The following is a 24,972-nucleotide window of genomic DNA, read 5'->3' as shown; positions in this document are numbered from 1 at the left end:
ATAAAATGAATACAGAAAATCACTTAATGATTGAGCAACAAGGTAAGTTGGGCATTATTACCTTAGATCGAGTGACTCATCTCAACGCATTGTCGCTAGATATGATTAAAAGTATTGGTGCCCAATTGGAACTGTGGCGAAATGATGCTGCTGTTCAAGCAGTTTTAATCAAATCAAATAGTCCAAAAGCCTTCTGTGCAGGTGGAGATATCCGCTATCTCTATGACAGTTATAAAAATGGCACGGCCGACTACAAAGGCTACTTTAGCGCCGAATATAAAATGCTAAATATACTGCGTGAATATGAAAAGCCAATCATTGTTGTGCTTGATGGCTATGTATTAGGTGGCGGTTTTGGCTTGGCTCAGGCTTGTCACATTGTGGTGAGCAGCGAAAAGTCCAGATTTGCCATGCCTGAAACAGCGATTGGTTTTTTCCCAGATGTTGGGGCAACACACTTCCTGTCTCGCCTTGATGATATTGGCGTTTATATGGCAATTACGGGTGAGCAGATCAGCAGTAGCGATGCACTCTATCTCGATTTAATTGACTACCATGTGCCAAGCGAGCAGTTACAAGCGTTGCAAGATGCTCTTGTTGAAGCGCCAAGTTTAAGCAAAGAGGGAATTGAACGCATCATTACCCGATTTATTACTCGCCCTGCCGAAAGCGAATTAAAACAATTGGCTGAAGGTATTCGTAAACACTTTGGATATCAGCATTTAGATGAAATCGAGCAAAGTCTTGAAAATGAACAAGATGAAAGCTTAAAAACTTGGGCAAGTAAGATGCTCAGCATTTTGCAGCAGCGCTCATTTATTGCCAAACAAACCAGTTTAAAACTGCAACATTTAGGTCGAGGTCTCTCCTTACCTCAGTGCATGCAGCTTGAACGTGATTTACAAGATATCTGGTTTGAGCATGGTGACTTTATTGAAGGTGTTCGTGCTCTCATTGTCGATAAAGACAAACAACCACAGTGGCAAGAACGTAATTCGAGATTTGAGCCAATTTTAGAAAAATTGAGCTAAACCGAATTACAAAAACATAAAAAGTTTAAGGAGATAAAGCGAGACCTGAACATGCTTATGGTCAGGGCTGGTCATAAGCATAAAAAAGATAAAACAAGAAAATCTAAAAAGGATATTACGATGCAATCAATACATGGAAACGGTTCAAATACTAAAAAGTCGTCACATCGATTAGCAGGCATCTCTAGCATGGTCGGCACCACCATTGAGTGGTATGACTTTTTTATTTACGGTGCGGCAGCAGCGCTCATTTTTAATAAGCTATTTTTCCCAAATCTAGACGCACTTACCGGCGTGCTTGCTGCATTTGCAACCTATGCCGTTGGATTTATTGGGCGACCATTAGGAGGCCTGGTCTTTGGTCACTTTGGTGACAAGATTGGCCGTAAATCGATGTTGCTACTGACCTTGATGCTCATGGGGATCCCAACCGTACTTATTGGCTTATTACCGACTTATGAATCAATTGGATATTGGGCTGCGATTGGTTTGGTTGTCTTGCGATTCATTCAAGGTATGGCAATGGGCGGTGAATGGGGCGGTGCTGTGCTCATGGCCGTTGAACATGCACCAGAAGGCGGTAAAGGATTCTGGGGAAGCTTGCCTCAAGCCAGTACAGGTGGTGGCTTAATGCTAGCCTCAATCGCGTTGGGTCTGGTGTCGTTATTACCTGAAGAAGCGCTGTTTAGCTGGGGTTGGCGTTTACCATTTCTTGCCAGTATTATTTTACTGGCAGTAGGTTGGTATATTCGTGTAAAAGTGCCAGAGTCACCAGATTTCGAAAAAGTAAAACAACAGTCTGAAGAAGTCAAAGTTCCTGCTTTACAGGTTTTTAAAAACCATCCAAAGCAACTCATCACCATTATTTTAGCGCGTGCTGCGGAGAACGCATGGTTTTACATTGCTTCAACTTTTACATTGGCTTATAGCACTGCACAACTTGGGATCGCACGCCAAGACATTTTGTTTGCTACCATTTGCGGTGCAATAGTCATTCTATTTATGACACCGTTATGTGGGCATTTGTCAGATAAAGTCGGTCAACGCAATATGTTTATGTTTGGCCTATGCATATTGGCGCTTTACTGCTATCCATTTTTTACCATGCTCAATACAAAAGATCCGGTATTAGTGTGGACAGCAATTGTTTTAGCAATTGGCGTTGTGTTTCCAATTATGTATGCGCCGCAAGCTCAGCTTTTTGCACGTCAATTTCCTGCGGAAATTCGTTATAGTGGTATCTCGATTTCGGTACAGTTAGCTGGCGTATTAGGTGGTGGTTTGGCACCGATGATTGCTACTAAATTGTTGAGTGTCGGGCAGGGTAATCCATATCTAATTATGTTTTATATTGGAAGTATGGCTGTAGTCGCAATTATATCGACGTCTTTTATGCCGCGCGATTGGAGTGCTAAAAAGGATGAAACTTATTATAAAAAGTCGAATTTAAATTTAAAAACCAAAATTGATTAATAGGTATTAATGTTTCTTAGTCGTATTGCTACCTGACTATATAAAAATTGGGACTCATGCCAAAATAGGTATGAGTCCCAAATAAGAAATTAAACATCAATCAAGCAGGCAAACATCGCATATCCATCAATAACCATGGGTGGGCCTGCACGATGAGCACGAAAACCCGCAGCACGTAATAACCGTTCTACCCCCAGAGGAGAGGTGGTAATCAGTTGTTTTGCACCTTGTTCTCTTGCAAAGTTGATAGATTCTTGCAGAATTGCAATAGAGACGGGCGATGACACAGCTTGACTAGCTGAAGATGGCGGATTCGAGAAATCTACGGCTGAGAATCTTGATAACTCCCAAATTTCTGGTGAGCAAGGAATAGGCATTCCATTAAGTAATTGAGGAAATATCTCACCAAGTAAATAAGGTTGAGTAGTCGGTAGTAATCTGGCACAACCAATAATATTAGATTCTCTATCTTGAGCGACGACATAGGCGGTATCGATTTTGTCAAACTGATCTAGTTCTTCATTATTAGGACAGTTCAACTCCCAACCTAAATATTCAACAAATACCCTATAGCGGTAATTTTTAAATTTAGTATATAGGCCTTCTGAAAAATTATTTTGAAATCCAGCAATAACATTCATTACAAGTGCTTCCACTTATTTTTCAAGTGACTTTACTTAACAGGTGGGGAAGCGGTAACTGTAAGAATTTACAGGTTTCTAAGAGAAATATGGAGTTAATTTAGCCATTGTTTGGGTTGTATTGATTTGGGCATAAATGAACTGTTCCCAGAACAAAGTATCGATTTTCTTTTCAATTAGTGTTTCAGTAACTTCAAATCCAATATCTGTACCAGATGCATCTACAAGCATAATATTGCTTCGAGGCAGTCCAATTCTGTTTATACTCGTGATGCCATTGTACTCAATAAATTCCCAATCCCATCCCGTACTTAAAGCTGGGGTCAGTGATGTTACCCATTCAGTAAAACCATAATAGAGAATTTGAGAATCTTCAATTTGTGTTGATTCAACAATAGATATGAGGTGTTGGAGTGGATAGTTCATAAGCTGGTTCTCATTCATTCGAATAAAACCATCTGCTGATATTGAGAAATGAGGGGGGATGGTGACCATGCTACCTGTTCAAGTGACTTGAATTGGGGTTCAATGGATAAATAACATAAATTATTGCCAATAAAATACTGTTATGTTTAACAGGTTGAAGGCAATTTTATGACCAACATCGTTAAGCTGATCTTATTAGAGAGATATTGGGATATTAAGATTTACTTATATGATAATAAAATGAATTTAGATTTTTGGTGAGAAATAACTTCTTGAAAGTTAATAAATAGCACAACCGATCATGAAATTTATATAGTGCACTTGTTCTCATTATTGAATGGATAATTGTTGATAATACAAATTATAATCTAATTATTTGATTTTTTGAATTATTGTGGATTTTTTTAGTTTGTATATATAATAAATGGTAAAATTACATAACTTCGTTGTTGTGGGAAGTTATTATTTAATTAAATTAACAAAAAATATAATATCAGGAGTAAATGCTAGGCTAATTTTATCAATTTAAAAATAATTATTTTTTGGAATAAAATGCATCCTGTAAAAATTTTTTTTCAAGCATAATTTGCACCTGACATATAACAAATTTAAAAGCTTTCAGAAATTTAGTTTATCTGAATAATTTACAACCATTTAGGCTTAAAAGTGTTGTTAATTGAATGATGAATTCAAAATCTATAATTGAGAAATCAATAAAAGAGGAATAGGTGGTGAAATATCTTAGCAACCTAAAAATCTTTTAGATTCTCGGATCGCTTTATTGAAATAAGGGTAAAAGACAAGGCCTATACTTCAATTTGATCGCTTGGATTTATAAAATGTAAATGAACAAAAAATGATTTTTGGTCGGAGTCTAATGAGAGCAAATGGACAGTTGGCAAGAGGATTTATTATCAGCATTTCTGGTCGTACAAGATGAATACCAGTTATTTGAGATCGTTAAATCTACAGCTTCAAAGCTTGGCTTTGATTATTGTGCTTATGGTATGCAGTCGCCATTATCCATTGCTGAACCAAAAACGATTATGTTGAATAATTATCCAGAAGCATGGCAAAAGCGTTATGTAGAACAACAGTATGTCAAGGTTGACCCAACTGTGCAGCATTGTATGGTATCACTTCAACCTCTTGTCTGGTCGAGCCAATCTGCAAAGACACAAGAAGAAAAAGATTTCTGGGAGGAGGCACGTTCTTATGGCCTTAATGTGGGTTGGGCTCAGTCAAGCCGTGATTTTATTGGGACCAGAGGAATGTTAACACTCGCAAGATCCAGTGACCAATTGTCAGAGAAAGAGCAAAAGGCACAGTATACAAATATGTACTGGTTGACCCAAATAGTACATTCCAGCATTGCTAAAATTGTGAATGATGTCGAGTTCTCTCAGTTTAATCTTTATTTAACAAACCGTGAAAAGGAGGTGCTACGTTGGACAGCTGAGGGTAAAACGTCAGCTGAGATTGCCCAGATTCTCGGAGTAACTGAAAGAACAGTAAATTTCCATCTCTGTAACTCAATGCAAAAGTTAAACGTAAATAATAAAATATCAGCAGCTATCAGGGCTGTAATGCTAGGCCTTTTGTAAAACCAAGATTATAATATGAAATTGAATAAATATATTTTGTTTGTATTTTAAACCAAACGTTAAAAATAATATTTATTTTAATAAATATAAATAATTTAATTTTCATTTAAGCTATCTAAAGCGATTTATAGTTTAATTAAATTTAAATTGTTGTTTTATTTTGATTTAGAATAAAATATTTATTGTGATTAAAATATATATTATTACTGCTGCCTTTAATTTTTTAATATTTTTACACAATCTTAAAGTGAAGTTGATAGATTTAAGAAATTAGCTTTATAACTCTTGGATGATACCTAATTTTGATTCTTTAATTGTTAGTTAAATATGATTAACTCAATTCTTTCCTTTGAATGTAAAGGGGTGGTGGAGTGAATATGGTTCTGAATTAGATTAAATTTAATCATAGAAATTATAAATGTTATCTCAAGTAAGAACCTAAATTTAAGGACCTATAAAAGAAAAATTCGAACTAAGTACGTGTTTTATAGATTAGAAAATCTTCAAAAATTTTGCTTAAGAGTCTCTGGATCGAGACTATCAGGATGAGTTTTTAAATTTAATTAATTATAAAAATTTGTAGTCTATAACTGAATAAAAAATAATTATAAAAGTAATTTAAATTCTTAATTTTAAATAAAAGCTACCTAACCTGTAAATACTTACAGGTGTAATAAAAAACACTCACACATAAAATATAATGTGAATTTATATTTTAAGCAAAAAAGTATATTCATTTTTATTAAACCCTCAGCTAGAAGTTGAATTTCTGAAATAGCAGGTTTTTTTTAAGGGTTAATTATAATTAATCGGAGTAAGTTATGGCTGTAATGTGTACGGATAATATCATTGCAACTTTGGAATCCCACGCGAAATTAAATGGAGCTAAGACCGCTTTCGAGTATTTAGGACGTCAATCTGGTGGTATTCAATCTCTGACGTATGCGGAACTCAATAAGCGAGTTCAACACCAAGCTCAGATACTACTAAATCTTGTAGACAGTGGCGATCGTGCAGTATTGCTATTTGAACCTGGCCTAGATTTTATCGTATCGTTCTTTGCCTGTCTGAAAGCCAAAATTATCGCAGTACCAGTCAGCTTACCGTTTAATCGTAATGGTTTTTCTAATATTTTGAATATTATGAATGACTGTGAGCCAAAGATCGTACTCACAACAAAAAAGATTCTTGAGCTATCAGGTCTGATTACATTAAAGGCTCAAAATGAAAGTCTAATATTGCATGCCGTTGATACTGAATTACAGCGTGATTTGGTAGAAAAGGATTTTCCGCTTATTGCAGAACAAGATATCTGCTTCCTGCAATATACTTCGGGATCAACAGGTTGGCCTAAAGGGGTGATCGTTACCCATAAGAATATTATGGCAAATGAAGTCATGATTGCCGAAGCATTTTGTACGCAACCTGATGATATTGGTCTGACATGGCTTCCTGTTTATCATGACATGGGATTAATTGGCTCAGTTTTACAGACCGTTTATGTGGGGCTAACTTGTTATGTTATGTCACCATTAGACTTCATCCGTAAACCACTAAAATGGCTACAATTCATTAGTGAGAAAGGTGTCACGATCAGTGGTGGACCAAACTTTGCCTATGAATTGTGTTTGCATCGTATCTCTGATGAGGATGCTGCAGCGCTTGATCTGAGTCGCGTTCGTGTAATGTTTAACGGTGCCGAGCCAATCAAAGCTCACGTTATGCAGCGCTTCATGGAGAAGTTTAATACTCAATCGAAATTGAAACTGGATACTTTCTTACCATGCTATGGCTTGGCAGAGGTCACGCTTTTAGTCAGTGGTGTAACCGGTCCTCTCAATGCAATTTCACTTGATCGTGACAAATTAAATGCCCACTTGGTACAAAGCAGTCAAGACCAGAATGCTGTGCAAGTGGTGAGCTGTGGCAAGATATCTGCGCACATAGATTGCCGCATCGTCAATCCGCATACCCGTCAAGAAGTAGCTGATCATGAAGTCGGTGAAATCTGGTTGGCGGGTGAGAGTGTGACAGCAGGTTACTGGCAGAAGCCAGAGGTAAATCAGGAAACTTTTGCGGCGACTATCATTGATGACGCGGGTCAGCCTAGCCAAATACATTATTTAAGAACGGGCGATATGGGCTTTATCAAAGATGGAGACCTTTATGTGACTGGTCGTCTTAAGGATGTGATTATCATTCGTGGCAAGAACTATTATCCACAAGATATCGAGTGCTCTGTTGAAATGGCGCATCCTGCTGTTCGTAAAGGTTGTGTTGCAGCAGTGAATGTTGCTGATTCTGACGGTGTTACGGTTGTACTTGAGATCAAAAAGAAATCACTAGATAAGACTCTCAATTTTGAAGCTATTAGAACTCAGGTTAAGGAGCAAGTAACAGCTGAGATTGGCTTGCCTGTAGAAGGTGTCTTTTTACTGCATCAAGGCCGAATAAATAAGACCACGAGCGGCAAAATTAGAAGAAGAAAAATTAAAGAGCAGATCGAACGCGGTCAATTGGTCTGTTTAACCCATCCAAACCGTAGAACGGTGATTGCTCGAAACTATGTCAAAAACGGTTTAGAAGTCATCCGTGATCGTGAGCAGCGGGGGCAGCTGATTCGTTATAGCTCCAATCTACTCAACTCAATGATCAAGGAACGTGAAGTGCGCAAGCTGATTTTTAATCGTCTGAAAAGTGCTTTGTTTTAAACCCTTACCCTTTAATCATTTGAGTGAAAATTCATGTCACTTACTTCCAATTTGCGGCAGTTTCAATCTGCCGCTCGTCTGGAGCAAATTTTAGGCTCCGTACATGATACTAACAACGACTTTTCTTGGTCCGCTGCCATCGAACGTGATGAGAAAGAACAGTACCCTCAGCGTGCTGTTGATTTTCTGAATGCGGTAGGTATGAACCGTTTCTATGTACCTTCAGAGCTTGGAGGTCGTATGGAAATTGGTGAAGAATTGCTATATCTACATCGCGTGCTGGCACGACGAGATCTAACCATCAATTCGACTTATAGCACGAATGCTTGGTCTGTGATTGTCTGGATCGGCGGTAATGCGAATCAATGCCAAAATATTGCTAGTCGAATTTTGAGTGGTGCTGCTCCAGCGCTGGCTTATAGCGAGAAAGCCCATGGCGCCGACCTGCTATCGAGTGAAGTGACAGCGCAATCTGCCGAGAGCAAATATGTCTTAAATGGCGAAAAATGGTCGATCAATCGTGCCACTTTAGGTGACTCTTTAAGTCTGATTGCTAAAACATCGAATGATCGTGGACCACGTAGCCTAAGTGCATTCTGGCTCGATAAGCGTCATATGGCTTCTAAAGGAACGTATAGCCTGAACCGCCTGCCAACAGTGGGTATGCGTGGGCTAGATATCAGCGGTATTGGTTTTAACAATGCTGAAATTCACAAAGATGCTTTGATCGGTGAAGAAGGCCAAGGGTTAGAGCTTGGTCTCAAGACTCTACAGGTAACACGTGCATATTGCAGTAGCTTCTCTCTTGGTGCTGGCGATACGATGCTACGCATCGCGACTGAGTTTGCCATTGAACGTGAGTTATATAACAAAAAAGTAATCAGTATTCCGTTGGTACGTGAGCAGCTCGCTACAGCCTATGCCTACCTTTTAGCGGCTGAGGTGTTATCACTTGTTGGCGCGCGCGGATTACACGTTTGTATTAATCAGTTCAGTACATGGTCGCCAATCGTCAAGGTACTGGTGCCTGAGTATGTAGAGTCACTTGCCAAGATCACTTCTTCAGTGCTTGGGTCACGCTTTTTCTTAAGAAATGCATATGCAGATGGAATGTACCAGAAAGCATTCAGAGACCATCTAATTGTTAGTGTGTTTGACGGGAGTAGCACCGTTTGTCTAGACAGTCTGAGTTTCCAGCTCAAATCAGCCAATAAAAGTCGTAGCAAAAAAGCCGACCATCTCAACCAAGCCGAAGCTAAAGCACGCTATCGCCAGTTGTATGACTTGCAGGTAGAGACAGGTGCTATTGATTTCCGCGAGCTTGAAATTTTCAACCGAGATGGTGACTTGGTGATGGAATCACTCGGGACAATCATCGAAATGCTCAACGATGCCGATGTCACAGCAGGGTTGTCTGCTGAGACACTCACCACGCTACGTGAACAAGCAAACCAACTTCTGGTTGAGCAGCATTCGTTGGATCAAAAAATTCAGGATTACTTCTCAAATTCTGAGCAAAGCAAAGAGTTTGAAACGCTGCGCTTTAGTCTTGCGCGTAGTTATGCAGAGTTATTTGCTCGCATTGCTGTGCTGGGTTTCTGGGTCTTTAACCGTCAGGGCTTAAGACCTGCTTTACAGGATGGTGCATGGCTGATCATTTTCTTAAATTCCGCTGAAGGGCAGACAGCCCCTCCAATGACGTCATTACGTGAAAGCACATTGGCAGATTTGCTAGACCGAATTTCAACCAACCATATGTTATCTGTCATCGATTTTGCACTGGCACCACGTGATGCCAAACCGGTTAAAGAGGAAATTACCCCATGAATAAAGATAAAGCTTACTGGAGCGCAATCATTCGTACGCTAGTAGCCAAAGAAATGCGTGTAGAGCCTGAAACTATTGATCCAGACCAAAAATTTACCAGTTACGGTCTTGATTCGATCGTTGCTTTGTCTGTGTCTGGGGACCTAGAAGATCTGACAAAACTGGAGCTTGAGCCGACACTATTATGGGATTACCCGACTATCAATGCGTTGGCTGAATATCTTGTTTCTGAGTTGCAACAGGGAGTTGCTTCATGAACAACCTTGCACGACTAGAACCAGAAGTTCTGTCTCGTCATGCGATTTCTGCGGAACAGCTTGGTATTTGGTACATCCAGCGTCTTGAGCCAACTTGCAGTGCCTACAATATGGTGGTGGCCTTTGATGTGAAGGTCAATCAACCATTAGGCAACAAGCCGATGGAGATTCTGGAAGCGGTCATGCATGATTATCCGCTGTTGCGAGTAAGCATGCCTGCCAATGATCAGGGAATTGAGCAACTCATCTGGGATCGCGTCTATCCGAATATTATCTTTTCTGATGCTCGTCATATTGAAGCTTCTGATTTGACGCAATTGGTTGAGCAAGACACCAAACAGCCATTTGACCTGACTCAGCCACCATTGTGGCGTGTTCATTGTTATGGCCGTGGACAAAATCACTATGTGATTGCCGTTGTGATTCATCATGCGCTCATGGATTTTTGGTCAATTGGTCTGTTGCTGCGAGACGTTAGTAAACGTTTTGGACTCGTTGCAGAGTCAGATACAGTGAACGGAATTGAGTTTGCACAGTATGCCGATAAGCAGCAGAGCAATGTAATCGATGATACTGATGAAAGTTTACTTTTCTGGAAAAATGCGCTGAAGCATGCACCACATGTGCATAGCATTCCGCTTGATTATCCTCGTCCAGCTGTACAGCAACATAAAGGCAGTTCACTGGCTTTCCGTGTACCTGAGTCAGTGTCATCTGGTCTTGTAAACTTGGCGAAAGATTATGAGATCACATTGTTCGGACTTGTGCTATCTGGTTTCTATATTCTGCTGCACAAACTCTCTAATGAAAATAATCTAGTCATTGCCACACCTGTAGCTGGTCGACTTGAACGCTCTTTGCGTAATGCATTGGGGCAGTTCGTCAACACAATAGCTATCCAGATGGACATCGATGCTGATTTGACTTTACGTCAATTTACACAGCAAGTTCAGGAACAATTAAGACAGAGCCTTAAGCATCAAAAAGTTGCTTTTTCTAGAGTAGTTGAGGCTGTTTCACCAAAGCGTGATGGCAGTATTAACCCATTGGCTCAGGTAGGAATGTTCTGGGAACGTCTAGGGGGAATGGATGAGTTTAAAGAACTACTTCTGCCAATTCAGACCCCAGCTACTCTAGCTGGTCAAGATTTAACTTTAGGAAGTTTTCCAGTTCGTCAGCAAGAAGGACAGTTGGATATTACGCTAGAAATGGGCGGTGAATATCAGGGTGAACTTGTTGGAGTATTGAAATATAACACTGAGTTATTTTCTGCGCAGTCTGCCGAAAATATGGTGCAGCTGCTGCAAGCTGTACTAGAAGAGATGGTGGCTCATCCTGAACGTAAGATCGTTGAGTTAGATATCGCACCTGATTATAAAGATGGTATCCAGTTCGAGGCCCTCCGTGGAAAGGCGACTGATTATGCTCAGCATGATCTATTCGCAATGATTCTCAAGCAGATTAATGAGCGTGGTGATCATCATGCTTTGACCTCGAACGATCATGCGGTTAGCTACCGTGAGTTAGGTCAACATATTGCTGGTATTGCTGAATATTTGCGTGCACACGGCATTACACGTGGCGATCGTGTAGGTCTCATGTTAGACCGCACAGCATTATTGCCAGCAGCAATCCTTGGGATCTGGGCGGCAGGGGCAGCTTATGTGCCACTTGATCCTAACTTCCCAACTGAACGTTTACAAAACATCATTGAAGATGCCGAACCTAAAGTCATCTTGACCCAAACTGAGTTAATGGATGCTCTTAACAGTTCTGTGCCTCGCTTAGATATCAATCAAGCTGGTGTTGTGCCACTTGAGGAAGTGCGCGAGACGCTTGCTTTTGGTGACATTGCTTATGTGATGTACACATCAGGCTCGACAGGTAAGCCTAAAGGTGTACGTATTGGGCATCCTTCAATCATCAATTTCTTGCTATCTATGAAGGATAGATTGCAAGTAACGACTGAAACTCAGTTGTTAGCAATCACCACTTATGCATTTGATATTTCAATTCTTGAATTACTCATTCCGCTGATGTACGGCGGTGTGGTGCATGTTTGTCCACGTGAAGTATCACAAGACGGCAATCAACTCGTAGATTATCTAAATGCTAAATCTATCAATGTTTTGCAGGCTACACCAGCTTCTTGGAAAATGCTCTTAGACAGTGAATGGAGCGGCAATGCGGGATTGACAGCACTCTGTGGAGGCGAAGCGTTAGATACTATTCTCGCAGAAAAACTGCTGGGTAAAGTCGGTTGTCTATGGAATGTTTATGGTCCGACGGAAACTACAGTGTGGTCTAGTGCGGCTCGTATCACTGATGCAAAGTATATTGATTTGGGTGAACCACTGGCGAACACTCAGCTTTATGTCCTTGATGAGCAGCAGCGTTTAGTTCCACCAGGTGTTATGGGTGAGCTTTGGATTGGCGGTGATGGTCTGGCAGTTGATTACTGGCATCGACCTGAACTGACAGGTGCACAATTTAGAATATTGCCATCTCTACCAAATGCTGGTCGACTCTACCGTACAGGGGATAAAGTCTGCCTGCGTACAGATGGACGTTTGACTCATCATGGACGTCTGGACTTTCAGGTTAAGATTCGTGGATTCCGTATCGAACTAGGTGAAATCGAGAATGTTCTCAAACAAATCGACGGTATCACAGATGCAGTAGTGCTAGTTAAGACTACAGCTGGCAATGACCAGAAATTGGTGGCATATGTAACTGGACAAGAGCTTGATATTGCTGGTTTGAAAAAGACCCTGCAAATCCATCTTCCAGCTTATATGGTGCCAAGTGCGTTTATCCGATTGGATGAATTTCCAATGACGGCCAACAATAAGTTGGATCGTAAGGCATTTCCTGAGCCGATCTTTGAGCAGAGCAATGATTATGTTGCACCGCGTGATCCGATCGAAATCGAATTGTGTACTACCTTTGAACAGATCTTGTCGGTCAAGCGAGTTGGTATACACGATGATTTCTTTGAATTAGGTGGGCATTCTTTATTAGCTGTGAAGCTTGTCAACCATCTTAAAAAGGCTTTCGGTACCGAACTGTCAGTTGCTTTGTTGGCACAATATTCCACTGTGGCGAGTTTGGGTGAAATCATTCGCGAAAATAAAGAAATTAAGCCATCTATCGTAATTGAACTACGCCGTGGAACCTATGAACAACCGCTGTGGCTGTTTCATCCAATTGGTGGCAGTACCTTCTGTTATATGGAGCTTTCGCGTCACCTCAACCCGAATCGTACCTTACGTGCTATTCAGTCTCCTGGACTGATTGAAGCCGATGCTGCGGAAGTGGCAATTGAAGAAATGGCGACGCTCTATATTACTGAAATGCAAAAGATGCAGCCTCAAGGCCCTTATTTCCTCGGTGGCTGGTGTTTCGGTGGTGCAATTGCATATGAGATCAGTCGTCAGTTGCGTCAAATGGGGCAACAGGTCACAGGTATTGTCATGATCGATACTCGTGCTCCAATTCCAGAAAATGTGCCTGAAGATGCTGACGATGCCATGCTTTTGTCTTGGTTCGCCCGTGATTTAGCTGCACCTTATGGCAAAAAGTTAACGATCCCAGCGCAATACTTGCGTGAATTGAGTCCAGATCAAATGTTTGATCATGTACTTAAAGAAGCTAAGGCCATCAATGTTCTGCCTCTAGATGCAGACCCAGCAGATTTCCGACTTTATTTTGATACCTATTTGGCGAATGGCATCGCACTCCAGACTTATTTCCCGGACCCTGAAGATTTTCCAATCCTTTTGGTTAAGGCAAAAGATGAGCTGGAAGATTTTGGGGAAAGCTTAGGTTGGGATCAACTGGTCAAAGACACGTTTACACAAGTGGATTTGCCTGGTGACCATTCATCAATTATGTACGCTGAGAATGTCGTGGCTGTAGCCCAGACCATTGATCAGATGTACCCAATTCCTGCATAAGAAATACAAGAAGGTAGAACCACTATGGTGACCATAGAACATGCTTTCCTCATACCGGCCGAGATTGACAAGGTTTTCAACTATCTTGCAAACCCGGCCAATGATGCAGGTTGGCAATTGTCATGTAAGCATTCTGAGCTGCTAGACAGTACTCCGCGTGTGGGTAGTAAGTACGAAATTGGTTTTAGCTTTATTGGGCGTGAAATGTCCTTTAAAGGTGAAATTACACATCTAGTACCGAACGAATTGTATGCGTTTAAAGTAGTGGAAGGACCCTTTCACTACACTGGTACTTACCGTTTCAAGCCACATCCGGAAGGTACGTGGATTGAATGGGTGTTTGAGGCAGAACCAGGTAGCTTTTTTGGTGTATTACCGCCAGCGCTGCTAAAAAAGATGGTGCTCGCTCAGTTCAAGAAAGATGTTGATAATCTTCAAGCATTGGCTCAGAAGGGTGAAGCCTATGAGTCAGTTGGTAATGAAAATAAACCAACACATGAGACCAATAAACCACCTCGTAAGACTCAACAAATGATGGAGAAATATGCGCGTTGGATTCTTAGCCATCGTCGTATTGTCTTGACTGTGGTGATGCTCTTAACACTTGCTCTAGCGTATCTGGCATCTGGCGTAAAAATTATTATTGACCCAGATGCACTTGCGCCTAAAGGGCATCCTTACATCACCTCGACCAAGCTGATTGAAAAGAAATTCGGCTCCAAATATATGGTCGTGATCGGGATTACACCGAAGCAGGGTGATATTTACCAGCCGCAAGTGTTGGAAAAAGTTAAACGCATTACCGAAGAAGTTGATAATGCACCGGGCGTGGTCCGTTCCACTATGATGAGTCTGGCTGCACGTCAGGCAAAAGGTATCGAGGCGAATGCAGAAGGGTTCGATGCCAAGAAACTATTGCCGAGTAGTTCAGTCACTCAGGAAGATATTGATCACCTGAAAAAACTACTGGCACTGAATCCAACCTATATGAATTCAGTGGTATCTAAAGATCAACGAACTGCTGCAATTTTGCTTGAGCTTGAGGAAAGTCCAGAGGGCTTCCAGAAAATGATGGGCCCAATCAACAAAATCGTAGAGAGCGAACAGTCTAAAGATATGACCATCAGTGTCGGTGGTAATCCTGTGTATCTGGATAAAGCTGAAGACTACTCTAAGCGTATCAATATCTTGTTCCCGATTGCCGTATTGGTGATTGGTTTATTGCACTTTGAAGCATTCCGCAGCAAGCAAGGTTTGATTCTGCCACTCGTTACAGCTTTGTTGGCTGTGGCATGGGGTATGGGCATGATGGGCTTGTTCAAACAGCCAATGGATATCTTTAACTCACCTACACCAATTCTGATTCTGGCCATTGCAGCAGGGCACGCCGTGCAGTTGCTTAAGCGCTACTATGAAGATTTTGATCGTTTGATTGCTCAGGGAATGGAACCTAAAGCTGCCAATAGCGAAGCTGTAGTGCAGTCTTTGGTTCGTGTGGGTCCAGTTATGGTGTTGGCTGGTGGTATTGCAGCGGCTGGATTCTTCTCTCTGTTGACTTTCAACATTCCAACGATTCGTTCATTTGGTATTTTTACAGGAATTGGGATCATCAGTACGCTGGTGATTGAGATGACTTTTATTCCGGCACTACGCTCAATGTTGCCACCGCCTTCAGCTACAAAGGTCAAACGTAAAGGTTTGCCTATCTGGGATTGGATTCCAAACCGTATTGGTGATGTCATTTTGTCAGTCCGTCCGCGAATGATGTTAATGACTGCAATTGCTGCGATGGGTGTCCTTCTTGCGATCGGCACGAGCCGTATTGTGGTCGATAACGATAGCCGTAATTTCTTCTCTCGTGACCTACCAATGCAGCAAGACGACAGATTTTTAAATCAGTCTCTTGGTGGCACAAACAGCCTTTACATTATGGTTGATACGAAGGTTCGTGATGGTATTGAAAACCCTGAAATCCTAAAAGCGATTGATAATACAGAAAAGTTCGCAAACTCAATCCCTGAGGTTGGTAAAACAATCTCTATCGTGGACTATATCAAACGAATGAATCAGGCAATGAATGCCGATCAGCCACAGGCATTTCAGGTTCCTGCAACCAAAGATGTCGTTGCTCAGTATCTGCTGTTGTATTCAATGTCTGGTGAGCCGACTGATTTTGAATCTTACATTGATACCACTCAACGCTATGCCAAGATCACGATTCTTCTGAAAACAGGTAGTAATCATCGAATCAAAGAAATCCTTGAGTCGCTAAAAACGTATATGGCGGGTCAATTGGGTGATAAAGCTGTAGTAAGTTTTGGTGGTGATGTGACGCAAACCATTGCTTTGACTGAAACGATGGTTCACGGCAAGCTCATGAACATTCTACAAATTTCATTTGCTGTATTCTTTATTTCAGCACTGGTCTTCCGTTCGATTTCAGCTGGACTGATTGTCCTGACACCACTTCTGTTCTCAATTCTTGCCATCTTTGGCGTGATGGGCTGGCTCGACATTCCGCTCAATATTCCGAATTCCCTTATCTCAGCCATGGCTGTAGGTATTGGTGCGGATTACGCCATCTACTTCCTCTATCGCTTGCGTGAAATCTTGCGCGAAGAAGAGGGCGATATCAAAGATGCGATTCGTAAAACTTTAAGTACTGCTGGTAAGGCTTCGCTTTTTGTTGCGACTGCGGTCGCTGGTGGGTATGGCGTATTGTCTTTGTCGCAAGGCTTCCATGTCCATCAATGGCTAGCAATGTTTATTGTGATTGCAATGCTTTTCAGTGTATTTGCAACCTTAATTATGGTACCTACAATGATTCTGATGTTGAAACCTCGTTTTATCTTTTCTTCAAAGAAGAAGAGCCTTCCTATTGCACAAACAGTTGTGACAAGCCTTTTGTTGGGTACGGCGCTTACCTTTTCATTGCCTAAAACATCTCATGCAGATGAAGTTCAAGACATTGTTAATCGTAGTAATGATGCGTCTAAGTTCTTGTCTTCAAGTGCTAGCGCCAAATTTATTTTGACCTCTAAAAGTGGTGAGCAACGTATACGCCTGACTAAAAATATGACCAAGCTTGCGGGAAATACTCAAAACAACATGCGTTTGACCGAGTTTATCTCGCCAGCAGATGTACAAGGCACCACAACGCTATTGATTGAGAATGCAAAAGGCAGTGATAGCATGTTTGTCTATTTGCCTGCATTGAAAAAAGTACGCCGTCTTGCATCAGCGAATAAGGGTGATGCTTTTATTGGCACGGACTTTAGTTATGGTGATGTCCTTGGCTATAAGTTAAGTGACTGGAAGTACACGAAACTTGCAGATGGCAAATTTAATGGCAAAGATTGTTACATGATCGAAGCAACGCCAATCAATAATACTGTGAAGAGTGACTTTGGTTATAGCAAACGTCGCATGTGCATACTCAAAGACAACTTTGTTACAGCAACCATCGACATTTGGGATACAGCAGGTAAGCCGTTAAAGCATATTGAGTTCACGGATATCCGTCCTTACGGCAAAGTGAAACCAAGATGGCAAGCCATGAAATCTATGGCGAGAAATCTGCAAACTCAGCATATGACACAAGTGATCGTCAATGATTTTGTCGCAGAAAAAACTTTATCCGATAAGATTTTCTCACCGCAGAGTCTTGAAAAATGACGCAAGGTGCCTATTGGGTATTTGCATGCTGCAGTAGCTTTATGCTACTGCAGCATGCTTATGCAGATGACAGCGAAATGAGTTTTGTGAGCCAGAACTCAGCCAGACTCGATGTCTGGTCATCAGATCGTGATTTAAGTTCGTTAAAAAATATTGGGCAAGCAAGTTTCTGGTCCAATGGTACGCTCAAGTTTAACCCTGAGTTCAAGATCCGTTATGACATAAATATTGGAGATGAAACGGACCATACTGTAAACCCAGATCAGGTGAGTAAGGTAAATCGTAACTTACGTGAGTTGTACGCCTCTTACAACTGGGACCAGACCGTCTATGTCGATGTTGGCCGCCAGATTGTCGTCTGGGGGAGAGCTGATGGGATTAATCCAACAGATAATCTATCGCCTCGTGATTATACGCGTCTAGTACCAGATGAGACAGATCAACGTCTTGGAAATGATGCACTCAAATTGACGTATATTCCTGAATCTGGAACCAATAAATGGACAGCGTTGTGGTATCCGCGTAGTCGTTCAGATGTGATTCCATTGCGTCAGATTGCTGGTGTTCAGTATGACATAAATCGTAAGAGCCGTCCTGCATTTGCAATGCGCTGGGATTATTCTGTGGATGGTTTAGATGTTGGAGCATCGTATTTTTCAGGTTTAGATCATATGCCTGATCTGTCAGTGCTTTCAGCATCTCCAACAGGAGAGGCTACATTGCAACTGAAAAATAATCCTATGTCTGTCTATGGATTTGATTTCAGTTATAACCATAACGATATCGTGTGGCGTGGTGAGGCGGCATATACCGACACTGACTCGAATGGTAGTGAAGATCTTACGCATAAAAAAAATAATCTGACTGTAGTCATCGGTCCAGAATTAGCATTGAAGAATTCCACACTAAGTTTGGTCGGCGTGTACAAACATACGGAGGACTTTAGATCTGCCGACAGCTTAACAAATCCATCATTGAGTGCAGTCTACCGTTATCAGCAAACCATCAGTAATCAATATGAGCAGGATCAGTACGGAGCTATGTTGCGCTATGCACTTAATCTACTGAATGATAATCTGAAATTAGAAGTAACAGGATTCTATTTTGCACCAGAGCCTAATGAATTATTAAGAGTACGTATTAATTACAACCTCGATGACCACTGGCAGTTTAATGTAGGTGGAGATCGCTTCTGGGGCAGAAATGATACGGTGTTAGGACAATTTAGAGATAACAGTCTGGTATATGGCCAGGTTCGATATAACTTTTAAGACAATTCGCTCCAAAACAATGCTGGAGTGCCCAGTATCTAATAAGGTGATATATGGATAATTTAAATAACGCAAAAAAAGATAATTTTTCACGGAAGACCATATTAGTAACAGGTGCGGCGGGTTTCATTGGCAGTAGACTGATCGTTGATCTTCTGCGTGAAGGTCATCAGGTGATTGCTGCACTGCGCAATGCCGCAACCAAGAAAGATAAGCTGTTAGGTTTTATTGCAACAGAAGGGTTAGTTGATCCATCTATTTCGTTTGTTGAATATGATTTAAGCCGTGACTTTAAGCTGGACTCTTTGCTAGCAGATGCTCAGACAAAGATCCATGTGATTTATCATCTTGCTGCATCATTTAATTGGGGCATTAGTAAAGCTGAAGCTGAGCGTACGAATATTAAGTCTGGCCTTGCCTTGATTGAATGGGCGGCAACATTGAAGCAGCTTGAGCGATTTATCTGGATTGGTGGATATCGTGTTGCTACTCCACCGCAAGAGTCGGCTGATGAGTTGTATTGCAAACATGGTGGCTATGAGGCTTCGAAAATTTTAGGACATCAAGCTTTTATTGAGGCTTGTAAGCGTTTAAATGTGCCATGGACCGCAATAAATCCGGCGACAGTCATTGATGGTTTTTATAACTATGGCGATATGCAATACATTGGTGTCGCTGACATGATCGATAAGCTATATCAGGGACGTCTGCTGGCATTACCAGGTGGCCGCGATACATTCCTGCCACTGTGCAATATGCAATATATCGTGAGCTTCTTGATCCGAACGATGTCTTATCCTGAGACGATTGCTCAGGAGTATATGTTGCTTGATCCTGCGACACCAAAACTTCATCGTCTAGTTCATCTCGCTGCCGAGCATTTAGGGGTTAGCTCACCTCATTTACAAGTACCCAAAGGTCTATTAGAGAAACTACCTGAGGCATTGCTTGGTGGCTCAAAAGAGCAGCTCGCTTTCATTTCTACCGAGCACTATCATGTTGCTGGGGCAGAGGCGATGGCGGCGAAGATGGGCATCGCAGACCTGATCAATATCATGCCTTATTTTTCTCGCTGGATTGATCGTTTGGTGCTTACACGCTTTGGTCGTATGCAAGCTCCAACACCTAATTCTTTTAGCTATCAGAACCGATATTGGACAGAAATCTATACTAAACAGCCTGTTGGTTCAGAAAAATCTTCCGCACTATTTTTACACGGCATTCCATTCGATAGCGCATGTTGGTCTCCAATCATCAATAAAATTACATATGATCAGGTCGCTATGATGGACTTACCCGGACTTGGGCATTCAGGTAGTTATGAGGTGATTGAAGACAACAACCATCAGTTTATCGATACTGCTGCAAAGCTTTTAGCGCCAAATAGTGTTGTGATTGCCCACTCGTTAGGATGTCTCTTTGCATTGAGCCTTGCAAAGAAATACCCAGATAAAGTTGCACGCCTTATTCTCATATCGCCTTATTTTGTTCAGGCACAGGCTGCCAAAATGTTTCAGATACAAGCTATATCTAATCTCATTTTCCGTTTTGTGCCAAAAGATGTGATTGCTAAAGACTTACATCCAGAGGGACAAAAAAATCCATCTGTTGGTTATGCGATGGATTCATTACGCCGGGTGTCGGTAGCCAAGCATATTAGTGAGTATATGCACCGTATTAGTTTGCCTCAGCAACGAGCATCTCAAACAGCTTTGTTAAATGAGCTTAGCTCTAAAGTTGAAATCATTGTTGGGGAGAAGGACCCAATTGTTACTACAATAAGTCCTAATATTCCTGTACATATCATTGCTGGCGCAGGCCATAATCCGCACGTTACTCATGTAGAAGCGGTTTATGATTATCTCACACCAGTTCTAACCAAATACATCAGCACCACAGCACAGCTCAGTGATGTCTGATATTTCCAAAGTACAGGTTTATGTCTGCCCAGTTTCACGGGTGCCACAAAACCACTTAATATTGAGTCATTATCTCAGCTTTCTCAATGCGGCAGAAAAGTTGAGATATGATCAATATCATCCTCATGCGGCACGAATTTTCTTAATCTCTCGTGTCTTAACGAAGTTTGTTTTATCAGATAAGTTGGGTATTTCACCCCATGAGGTCAACATTCAATTACAACCTAACGGCAAACCTTTTGTACAAGGCAATAAAGCTGTTTATTTCAATCTTAGTCATTCAGCAGACGTTATTGTTCTTGCGGTGACTGAAGAAGGGGAAATAGGAGTCGATGTTGAACGGGTGGACTGTGAGTTCGATTGGATGCGTGTTGATAGCGTGTTAGCGCCAAGTGAAATTGAATGGATTCAGGAAAATGAAAGGATTGATCCATCCACTGTATATCAACGGTTTTTTCAAATATGGACCTTAAAAGAATCCTATATTAAATGTACTGGCGAAGGAATGAGTCGTCATTTAAAGAAGCTCAACTTTCATGTGTTAGCTGAACATATAGAGTTTCTCGATTCAACGCGTGATATTCAAAAGACAGAAGAATATTATTTCCAAAGCTATGTCTATGATCATAACTTTATCTTTTCAATCTGTTTACAGCAGCTTCTTGCCCAAGAAAGATTTGATCTGGATTGTTTTCAATTAGTGCCATGTATATCTACGCATCGGATAACACCAGTACACTGCAAATATAACTAGATTAACTCGATACAATTAATGGTTTAAAAATATGAGTCTATTAATGAAACACTTGGGCTTGAGTCGAGCTATCCTAAAAATATGCTGTGAATCGATAGAACGTAAAATCATGGATCGATAAAAAGAAAAAAGCCCCAGTCTTTCGACTAGGGCCTTTTAAATTTGGAGCGGGAAACGAGACTCGAACTCGCGACCCCAACCTTGGCAAGGTTATGCTCTACCAACTGAGCTATTCCCGCATATATAAGCAGTTTTTACTAAAACTTTCTCAAAAAAAACCAATTTGGAGCGGGAAACGAGACTCGAACTCGCGACCCCAACCTTGGCAAGGTTATGCTCTACCAACTGAGCTATTCCCGCGTGCCGCTTATAATACATTAAGCAAAACAAGGGTCAACAACTTTATGCAAATAATTATGCTGATTGCATAAAATAAAAACAGAAATGAGCATTTAGCGGTATTTTTATTGTTAAGTTGCCGAATAAATAGACATTTTGTTTGAAGTCAAAGCATACAAGAGCAACTTTTGTTTGTGTGTAGACAAGGTATACTAGGTTCAAATATACGAATAATCGTAAAAGGAAAAGCTATGAGCCTTGAACAACAGTTGATTGAACGGTTACAAACACTTGCACCTAGCCATTTGGAAGTCATCAATGAGTCTGCCGGGCACGGTGGTTATTTTCCAGGTAAGGAATCTCATTTTAAAGTGATTATAGTGAGCGACGAATTTAATGGATTGCGTTTAGTTCAACGTCATCAAAAAGTATACGCGTTAGCTTCTGATTTGATGAATCCAGGCCAAATTCATGCTTTAGCGATTCATGCTTATTTGCCAAGTGAGTGGCAAGGTCAAGCACCTGCTAGCCCAGAATGTGCACATGCACCTAAAAGCTAAGGGTTAATTTCATGGATGCACATTTACTCACTAAAATTATTCATATGACTGCGGTAGCTGCTGCACTTATGGTCTTTGTTTTACGCGCTTCAACTCTGTTTATAGGTGTTCAAGGTGAACAACCCAATCCAGCAGGGCGTAAAGTATTAGTTGCCTTACAACATTTGTCATTTACCGTGGTTTTCATTACGGGTGCAATTTTGTTAGTCATGAAAGACTTTCAAGTACAACCGTGGTTTTACGCTAAAATTATTCTATTTTTAGTGTTGTTATCTTCCCTGATGAAAGCCTTTAAAAAAGATGACACTCTTTTGTTGGCACAGCGTCGTGCAGGTTTAGTCATTAGTGCGATTGCATTTATTGCTATTATTATCTTAGTGATTGTGAAACCTGTTTTTGCTTAATTGTTCTACATTCTTTGCCTTTTTGATTAAGCTCTAGGTTAAACTGCGTACAGTAAAATAATATGCAGAGGGAAACATGTTAACTCGTGTGGTGTTTAACCAAAAAGGCGGTGTAGGGAAATCAAGTATTACTGTAAATTTGGCTGCAATTAGTGCCAAACATGGCTTAAGAACATTGGTGATCGATCTTGATCCTCAAGCCAATTCTAGTCAGTATCTTTTAGGTGACGAAGCAACCTATTCTGCTGAAAAATCAATTTTAGAGCCAAATATCGAAAATTTCTTTGATGATGTGTTGGGCAACAATCAACAAAAGGGTTTAATCGGTAACGCATTAGGTTCAATTTTAAAAGCTCCAAGAAATAAAGATCTCGACAGTTTTGTTCATTCAACTCCTTTTGCAAAATTAGATGTGCTTCCAGCAAGCCCTACACTTGGCGCGCTTGAACATGCGCTTGAAAGTAAACATAAAATTTATAAATTACGTGATTCGATCCAAAACTTAGTTGGGCGATATGACCGTATCTATATAGACACACCACCAGCATTTAACTTTTTTACTCTTTCTGCTCTGATTGCGGCAGATAAAGTACTCATTCCTTTCGACTGTGATGTTTTTTCAAAGCGTGCGTTACAAACATTGATTGAAAATGTTCTCGAAACGCAAGATGATCATAATGATCGCTTGGAAATTGAAGGAATTGTGGTGAATCAATTCCAATCCCAAGCAAAATTACCTCGGGAAGTGGTTCAGCAGTTAAAAGATGAAGGGTTGCCTGTACTCAATAGCATGTTACCGCCTTCGATTTTGATGAAAGAATCGCATCAGAAAAATTTACCTTTGGCCCATTTGGCACCCGAACATAAATTGACTCAAGCTTATGAGACATTGTTTGGTGAGATTGAGCCAAAACGATAAGAGAAAAATGATGAAAGGCTTATATATTGCGCCTTTAGTGGCAGCCACTTTACTCCTTGGCGCTTGTGCTACAACGGTAAAACCGACTTATGTGTCTCCAACACAATATCAATCTTTGAGCTGCCAACAGCTACAAAGTGAATATAACCGTATTCAGCAATATATCGACAATGGCGTGCAAACTCCAAAAAGTACAGGTATGGGTGTTGGTCTTGGACTCGGTGGTGGCTGGGGACGAGGTGGTTGGGGATTCGGTCCATCTATTTCTGTAAATATGGGACAGTCTTCTTCAACGAAAAATACCGAGCTTTCACGTGTTTTAGGCCAACAAGAAGCAATTGTTCAGGCTGCCCAGTTCAAGAATTGTCCAATTATTGTTCGTAAAAAGACCAGTTAATAGTCAACTTTGCATCACAATATGCTAACTAAGGCATGTTGTGATGAATAAAGTTTAGCAAAATGTTTCATAATAAAATTAATATAAATAAGTGGTTTATCAATTTTTTAGCTTCTAAAATTCTGTATTTTCTGTAATCAAAAAGCCTTATAAACTTGCTATATTTTGCCTGTTTCGTTTAAGGTGGCCCCATCTTGGATATTATGGAAACTTTATGATTGAGAGTTGGTTTTTTGTATTGGCAATGTTGGCTGTTTTGCTCATTCCTGGGCCGACAAATGCTTTACTTGCAACCGCTGCTCATTCTCAAGGTTTATCTAAAGCATTTTGGCTTATTCCTATGGAATGGTTAGGCTATGCCTACGGTATTAGCTTTTGGGCTGTGTTTATTCATTTGGCAGCACCAGTTTGGCCTGCGTTATTGCTCATTTTACATATCACAAGTGTGGCATATGTGTTCTGGATGGCATTCCGATTATGGAAAACTACCCATTTACAACAATTTAGTCAAACTCACCGTAACATTCGCCCACGTCAATTATTCTTCTCAACCTTAAAAAATCCAAAATCTTTACTTTTTGCTGCTGGTATTTTCCCTGCCGAAACATGGAATTCGCCTGAAAATTGTCTAATGGTATTTGGTGTTTTTACATTGACGCTCATTCCAGCTGCGAGTTTCTGGATGATTTTTGGACGTGCACTATTAACGGGCCCAGTACAGAAAATAAAAGCCGATCATTTATATAAAGGATCGGCTATGTTGCTTATTTTATGTATGCTTCCAGTGGTATTCCGTTTCTTCTAAATT

General features: G+C 40.9%; 18 protein-coding genes and 2 tRNA genes. 16 read left to right on the top strand and 4 right to left on the bottom strand.

Going from position 1 to position 24,972, the window contains the following annotated elements; all coding sequences use genetic code 11:
- Window positions 1-5: 5 nt before the first annotated feature.
- Both JGE69_RS16540 and JGE69_RS16535 read left to right on the top strand, forming a co-directional pair.
- Window positions 6-1,031 carry an enoyl-CoA hydratase/isomerase family protein gene (locus JGE69_RS16540; protein ID WP_086376397.1) on the top strand — a complete coding sequence of 342 codons (1,026 nt, stop codon included), beginning with the start codon at window positions 6-8 and terminating at the stop codon, window positions 1,029-1,031.
- A 120-nt stretch (window positions 1,032-1,151) separates the two neighbouring features.
- Window positions 1,152-2,504 carry an MFS transporter gene (locus JGE69_RS16535; RefSeq protein WP_199114051.1) on the top strand — a complete coding sequence of 451 codons (1,353 nt, stop codon included), beginning with the start codon at window positions 1,152-1,154 and terminating at the stop codon, window positions 2,502-2,504.
- An 89-nt stretch (window positions 2,505-2,593) separates the two neighbouring features.
- Here the strand turns inward: JGE69_RS16535 and abaI are convergent, their stop codons facing one another.
- Both abaI and JGE69_RS16525 read right to left on the bottom strand, forming a co-directional pair.
- The gene (abaI, locus tag JGE69_RS16530; RefSeq protein WP_080759772.1) at window positions 2,594-3,160 is read right to left on the bottom strand and encodes an acyl-homoserine-lactone synthase AbaI; all 567 of its coding nucleotides are present in this window, start codon (window positions 3,158-3,160) and stop codon (window positions 2,594-2,596) included.
- A gap of 63 nt (window positions 3,161-3,223) precedes the next feature.
- Window positions 3,224-3,640, bottom strand: coding sequence for a DUF4902 domain-containing protein (locus JGE69_RS16525; RefSeq protein WP_199114052.1), 417 nt, complete (start codon window positions 3,638-3,640; stop codon window positions 3,224-3,226).
- A gap of 818 nt (window positions 3,641-4,458) precedes the next feature.
- Here JGE69_RS16525 and abaR point away from each other — a divergent pair.
- The 9 genes from abaR (at window position 4,459) to JGE69_RS16480 (ending at window position 21,545) form a co-directional block, all read left to right on the top strand.
- A complete protein-coding gene (abaR, locus tag JGE69_RS16520; RefSeq protein WP_046813537.1) occupies window positions 4,459-5,175 on the top strand; it encodes a LuxR family transcriptional regulator AbaR in 717 nt (238 codons plus the stop codon).
- Window positions 5,176-5,996: 821 nt separating this feature from the next.
- Entirely contained in the window at window positions 5,997-7,886 is a 1,890-nt protein-coding gene (locus JGE69_RS16515) for a fatty acyl-AMP ligase (protein WP_104075559.1), read from the top strand.
- Between the two features lie 51 nt (window positions 7,887-7,937).
- Entirely contained in the window at window positions 7,938-9,713 is a 1,776-nt protein-coding gene (locus JGE69_RS16510) for an acyl-CoA dehydrogenase (RefSeq protein ID WP_199114068.1), read from the top strand.
- A complete protein-coding gene (locus JGE69_RS16505) occupies window positions 9,710-9,970 on the top strand; it encodes an acyl carrier protein (protein ID WP_001030690.1) in 261 nt (86 codons plus the stop codon). The genes JGE69_RS16510 and JGE69_RS16505 overlap by 4 nt, the downstream gene beginning before the upstream one ends.
- Window positions 9,967-13,926, top strand: a complete 3,960-nt coding sequence (locus JGE69_RS16500; RefSeq protein WP_199114053.1) for a non-ribosomal peptide synthetase — start codon at window positions 9,967-9,969, stop codon at window positions 13,924-13,926. Before JGE69_RS16505 ends, JGE69_RS16500 begins: the two co-directional genes overlap by 4 nt.
- A gap of 24 nt (window positions 13,927-13,950) precedes the next feature.
- Complete coding sequence (locus JGE69_RS16495; protein ID WP_199114055.1) at window positions 13,951-17,601, top strand: outer membrane lipoprotein-sorting protein; 3,651 nt, start codon at window positions 13,951-13,953, stop codon at window positions 17,599-17,601.
- Window positions 17,598-18,872, top strand: coding sequence for a DUF1302 family protein (locus JGE69_RS16490; RefSeq protein ID WP_199114057.1), 1,275 nt, complete (start codon window positions 17,598-17,600; stop codon window positions 18,870-18,872). The genes JGE69_RS16495 and JGE69_RS16490 overlap by 4 nt, the downstream gene beginning before the upstream one ends.
- A 53-nt stretch (window positions 18,873-18,925) precedes the next feature.
- Complete coding sequence (locus JGE69_RS16485) at window positions 18,926-20,791, top strand: alpha/beta fold hydrolase (RefSeq protein WP_069121935.1); 1,866 nt, start codon at window positions 18,926-18,928, stop codon at window positions 20,789-20,791.
- Window positions 20,784-21,545 carry a 4'-phosphopantetheinyl transferase family protein gene (locus JGE69_RS16480; protein ID WP_199114059.1) on the top strand — a complete coding sequence of 254 codons (762 nt, stop codon included), beginning with the start codon at window positions 20,784-20,786 and terminating at the stop codon, window positions 21,543-21,545. The genes JGE69_RS16485 and JGE69_RS16480 overlap by 8 nt, the downstream gene beginning before the upstream one ends.
- 163 nt (window positions 21,546-21,708) lie before the next feature.
- Here JGE69_RS16480 and JGE69_RS16475 read toward each other — a convergent pair.
- Together JGE69_RS16475 and JGE69_RS16470 are read right to left on the bottom strand one after the other, a co-directional pair.
- Window positions 21,709-21,784, bottom strand: a tRNA-Gly gene (locus tag JGE69_RS16475).
- A gap of 45 nt (window positions 21,785-21,829) precedes the next feature.
- Window positions 21,830-21,905, bottom strand: a tRNA-Gly gene (locus JGE69_RS16470).
- 230 nt (window positions 21,906-22,135) lie between these two features.
- Between JGE69_RS16470 and JGE69_RS16465 the strand changes: the two genes are divergently transcribed.
- From JGE69_RS16465 to JGE69_RS16445, 5 genes are all read left to right on the top strand, one after another.
- The gene (locus JGE69_RS16465; RefSeq protein WP_002114074.1) at window positions 22,136-22,444 is read left to right on the top strand and encodes a BolA family protein; all 309 of its coding nucleotides are present in this window, start codon (window positions 22,136-22,138) and stop codon (window positions 22,442-22,444) included.
- 11 nt (window positions 22,445-22,455) lie between these two features.
- Complete coding sequence (locus JGE69_RS16460; RefSeq protein WP_005071964.1) at window positions 22,456-22,848, top strand: SirB2 family protein; 393 nt, start codon at window positions 22,456-22,458, stop codon at window positions 22,846-22,848.
- A 76-nt stretch (window positions 22,849-22,924) separates the two neighbouring features.
- Window positions 22,925-23,767: a ParA family protein gene (locus JGE69_RS16455; protein ID WP_005071966.1), complete on the top strand. Its 843-nt coding sequence runs from the start codon at window positions 22,925-22,927 to the stop codon at window positions 23,765-23,767.
- A gap of 10 nt (window positions 23,768-23,777) precedes the next feature.
- Window positions 23,778-24,164, top strand: coding sequence for a hypothetical protein (locus tag JGE69_RS16450; RefSeq protein ID WP_192836892.1), 387 nt, complete (start codon window positions 23,778-23,780; stop codon window positions 24,162-24,164).
- Window positions 24,165-24,378: 214 nt separating this feature from the next.
- A complete protein-coding gene (locus JGE69_RS16445; protein ID WP_017399730.1) occupies window positions 24,379-24,969 on the top strand; it encodes a LysE family translocator in 591 nt (196 codons plus the stop codon).
- Window positions 24,970-24,972 lie beyond the last annotated feature (3 nt).

It is taken from the genome of Acinetobacter sp. C13, from assembly GCF_016809775.1.
GTDB lineage: Bacteria > Pseudomonadota > Gammaproteobacteria > Pseudomonadales > Moraxellaceae > Acinetobacter > Acinetobacter pittii.
Note: the sequence above shows the minus strand (reverse complement) of the source record. Positions and strands in the feature narration are given on the sequence as shown.

Excerpts from the sequence above, each read along its gene's own strand:
- JGE69_RS16500 (WP_199114053.1), top strand. The coding sequence starts at position 9,967 with ATGAACAACCTTGCACGACTAGAACCAGAAGTTCTGTCTCGTCATGCG.
- JGE69_RS16455 (WP_005071966.1), top strand. The coding sequence starts at position 22,925 with ATGTTAACTCGTGTGGTGTTTAACCAAAAAGGCGGTGTAGGGAAATCA.
- JGE69_RS16525 (WP_199114052.1), bottom strand. The coding sequence starts at position 3,640 with ATGGTCACCATCCCCCCTCATTTCTCAATATCAGCAGATGGTTTTATT.
- JGE69_RS16480 (WP_199114059.1), top strand. The coding sequence starts at position 20,784 with ATGTCTGATATTTCCAAAGTACAGGTTTATGTCTGCCCAGTTTCACGG.
- JGE69_RS16445 (WP_017399730.1), top strand. The coding sequence starts at position 24,379 with ATGATTGAGAGTTGGTTTTTTGTATTGGCAATGTTGGCTGTTTTGCTC.
- JGE69_RS16490 (WP_199114057.1), top strand. The coding sequence starts at position 17,598 with ATGACGCAAGGTGCCTATTGGGTATTTGCATGCTGCAGTAGCTTTATG.
- JGE69_RS16505 (WP_001030690.1), top strand. The coding sequence starts at position 9,710 with ATGAATAAAGATAAAGCTTACTGGAGCGCAATCATTCGTACGCTAGTA.
- JGE69_RS16515 (WP_104075559.1), top strand. The coding sequence starts at position 5,997 with ATGGCTGTAATGTGTACGGATAATATCATTGCAACTTTGGAATCCCAC.
- abaR (WP_046813537.1), top strand. The coding sequence starts at position 4,459 with ATGGACAGTTGGCAAGAGGATTTATTATCAGCATTTCTGGTCGTACAA.
- JGE69_RS16450 (WP_192836892.1), top strand. The coding sequence starts at position 23,778 with ATGAAAGGCTTATATATTGCGCCTTTAGTGGCAGCCACTTTACTCCTT.
- JGE69_RS16495 (WP_199114055.1), top strand. The coding sequence starts at position 13,951 with ATGGTGACCATAGAACATGCTTTCCTCATACCGGCCGAGATTGACAAG.
- JGE69_RS16540 (WP_086376397.1), top strand. The coding sequence starts at position 6 with ATGAATACAGAAAATCACTTAATGATTGAGCAACAAGGTAAGTTGGGC.
- JGE69_RS16535 (WP_199114051.1), top strand. The coding sequence starts at position 1,152 with ATGCAATCAATACATGGAAACGGTTCAAATACTAAAAAGTCGTCACAT.
- JGE69_RS16460 (WP_005071964.1), top strand. The coding sequence starts at position 22,456 with ATGGATGCACATTTACTCACTAAAATTATTCATATGACTGCGGTAGCT.
- JGE69_RS16485 (WP_069121935.1), top strand. The coding sequence starts at position 18,926 with ATGGATAATTTAAATAACGCAAAAAAAGATAATTTTTCACGGAAGACC.
- JGE69_RS16465 (WP_002114074.1), top strand. The coding sequence starts at position 22,136 with ATGAGCCTTGAACAACAGTTGATTGAACGGTTACAAACACTTGCACCT.